This window comes from Chryseobacterium sp. VD8 (assembly GCF_037149975.1).
GTDB classification, from domain to species: Bacteria; Bacteroidota; Bacteroidia; order Flavobacteriales; family Weeksellaceae; genus Chryseobacterium; species Chryseobacterium indicum.
The window spans coordinates 1-3,281 of sequence record NZ_JBBCQL010000337.1 but is presented as its reverse complement, the minus strand read 5'-3'; the positions used below and the strand labels follow the sequence as shown (position 1 = coordinate 3,281).

At 39.3% G+C, this 3,281-nt stretch carries 1 protein-coding gene; it reads right to left on the bottom strand.

Features of this window, described 5'->3' with window-relative positions:
- Window positions 1-722: 722 nt before the first annotated feature.
- Complete coding sequence (locus WFK35_RS21645) at window positions 723-2,942, bottom strand: NADP-dependent isocitrate dehydrogenase (RefSeq protein ID WP_336734620.1); 2,220 nt, start codon at window positions 2,940-2,942, stop codon at window positions 723-725.
- Window positions 2,943-3,281: the final 339 nt, after the last annotated feature.

The window sequence follows — 3,281 nt, the reverse complement described above, 5'->3', positions numbered from 1 at the left end:
CAAAGATAATAATTTTTGAAATCCGCTGCAGGAAAAGCGTAGGCGGATTCGACGAAAAGCATTTGATTAAGCTAGGGCTGAGTCAAAGCAATTTATATAAACGCACGTTGTCCCAAAGATAATAATTTTTAAAATCTGCTACAGGAAGAGCGTGGGGGATTCTACGAAAAGCGTTTGATTAAGCTAGGGCTGAGTCAAAGCAATTCACATACACTCATATTGTCTCAAAGATAATAATTTTTGAAATCCGCTGCAGGAAAAGCGTAGGCGGATTCGACGAATAGCGTTTGATTAAGCTAGGGCTGAGTCAAAGCAATTCACATTAAACCTTTGCTGTCCCAAAGATAATAATTTTTGAAATCCGCTGCAGGAAAAACGTAGGCGGATTCAACGAAAAGCGTTTGATTAAGCTAGGCTGAGTCAAAGCAATTCACATTAACTTATGGTTTCCCAAAGTTATTAATTTATAAAATCCGCTGCAGGAAAAGCGTAGACGGATTCGACGAAAAGCATTTGATTAAGCTAGGCTGAGTCAAAGCAATTCACATATATTCTTGTTAGCCCAAAGACAATAGTTTTGAAATCCGCTGCAGGAAAAGCGTCGACGGATTCGACGAAAAGCGTTTGATTGAGCAAATCAAGCTGATTTTACAGACTATAAAAATTAGCCACAACCGAAGTACAATCGGTTATGGCTAAAAAATATTTTAATAAAAACGAAATTAAATTCCGTCGATAATTTCATTTAAAACCGTACTCGGTCTCATGGCAGCATACGTTTTATATGTGTCTGTTTTATAGTAACCGTCAATGTTCTGTGGTTTTCCCTGTGCACCTATTAACTCAGCATTAATTACTTCTTCATTTTCTTTCATTGCCTCTGCGATCGGAGCAAATTGTGCTGCTAATTCTGCATCAGCAGTCTGGTTTGCCAAAGCTTCAGCCCAGTACATTGCCAGATAGAAGTGAGAACCTCTGTTATCGATTTGTCCCACTTTTCTTGCAGGCGATTTATCGGTAGCTAAGAATTTAGCATTAGCCTCATCCAGTGCATCTGCTAAAACCTGAGATTTTGTATTTCCCTGAGTTTGTGCTAAATGCTCTAAAGATGCCTGTAAAGCAAGGAATTCCCCTAAAGAATCCCATCTTAGATAGCCTTCTTCGATGAACTGTTCAACGTGTTTTGGGGCAGAACCTCCTGCTCCGGTTTCGAACAGTCCTCCGCCGTTCATTAACGGAACAATAGAAAGCATTTTGGCAGACGTTCCAAGTTCAAGAATCGGGAAAAGATCGGTTAAGTAGTCTCTTAATACGTTTCCGGATACGGAAATGGTATCTTTCCCTTCTCTTGCTCTCTTAAGCGTTTCCGTCATGGCATCTTTTACATCAAGAATCTTAATGTCAAGACCGGTAGTGTCGTGATCTGCTAAGTATTTTTCAACTTTTTTGATGATTTCTCTGTCGTGTGCTCTTCCTTTGTCTAACCAGAAGATAGCCGGAGTATCAGATAATCTGGATCTGTTAACAGCTAATTTTACCCAGTCCTGAATCGGAGCATCTTTCGTCTGGCACATTCTGAAAATATCTCCTTTTTCAACTTTCTGAGAAAGAAGTATGTTTCCGTTTTTGTCCTGAACTTCGATGGTTCCTTCTGCAGAAGCCTGGAATGTCTTATCGTGAGATCCGTATTCTTCAGCTTTCTGAGCCATTAAACCAACGTTCGGAACAGAACCCATTGTAGTAGGATCTAATTTTCCGTGTGCTTTCATATCATCAATAACAGACTGATAGAAACCTGCGTAAGAACGATCCGGAATGATACAAACCGTATCTTCTTCTTTTCCGTCTTTGTTCCACATTTTTCCGCCTCCTCTTACCAATGCAGCCATAGAAGCATCAACGATGATGTCTGAAGGAACGTGGAAATTCGTGATTCCTTTATCAGAATTTACCATTGCTACTCTCGGACCGTTTGCCAGAGCCGCTTCAATATCTGCTTTAATATCTGCTTCCTGAGCATTTCCTTTGATTTTTTCGAAAAGATCAGCCAGACCGTTGTTTGGATTAACATCTAAAGACTTGAATGTCTCTGCATATTTTGTGAAAACCTCTTTGAAGAACGTTTCTACGATGGCTCCGAAAATAATCGGATCGGAGATTTTCATCATGGTTGCTTTAAGGTGTGCAGAAAGAAGAACGTTTCTGTTTTTTGCCTCTTCAATCGCTTCCTGTACGAAAGTCTTCAAAGCATTCAGATTCATTACGGAAGAATCAATTACTTCTCCTGCCTGAAGATTAGCTAAGTCTTTCAGTTGCGTTTCGGAACCGTCATTTCCTTTGAAAACGATTTTATATTTTGTAGCATTCTCTACCGTTACTGAGGTCTCAGTACCGTAGAAATCACCTGAGTTCATATGGGCAACATCTGTTTTGCTGTCAGAAGCCCAGTCGCCCATTCTGTGAGGGTTTGCTTTTGCGTAATTTTTAACGGCTTTTGGAGCACGTCTGTCAGAATTTCCTTCTCTTAATACAGGATTTACGGCACTTCCTAAAACTTTGGCATATTTAGCCTTAATTGCTTTTTCGTCGTCATTTTTAGGTTCAGCCGGATAATTCGGTACCGCGAAACCTTTAGACTGCAGTTCAGCAATTGCTTCATCCAGCTGTGGAACAGAAGCGGATATGTTGGGTAATTTAATGATATTTGCGTCAGGTTGAGTTGCCAGCTGACCCAATTCAGCCAAAGCGTCGCCGATCTTCTGATCGTCTTTCAAAAATTCCGGGAAGTTTGCTAAAATTCTTCCAGCCAAAGAAATATCCGGAACGGCGATCTCGATGTTTGCAGATTTTGTGAAAGCTTTTACAATCGGTAAAAACGAGTGTGTAGCCAACATGGGAGCCTCATCCGTAAGGGTGTAATAGATTTTTGATTTGTCTGACATTATACTGTAATTTATTATTTGATTTTTTTTAAGACTCACAAATTTAGTGATTATGATTGTTTTATAAAGATATTTTGCCCAGAAATTGTTTAAAGTGCCCTTAAGTAAATTGTTTAGAAATTTAAGACGAGGATTTTAAACCTTTTTGCAGATGGGTACTGTGCTGTTTTTTGAGACTCCATCATGGTTGTGGTGTAAGTCTCCCTAAAAACTGGACAATTTATAACCCTAAGATTAACGAGAAAAAACAATTAATTTTAGGATATGAGAACAAGTAAATTTACAGACAGCCAAATTTTGGCAATTTTGAAAGAGTATGAATCAGGGCAGACCGCAAAA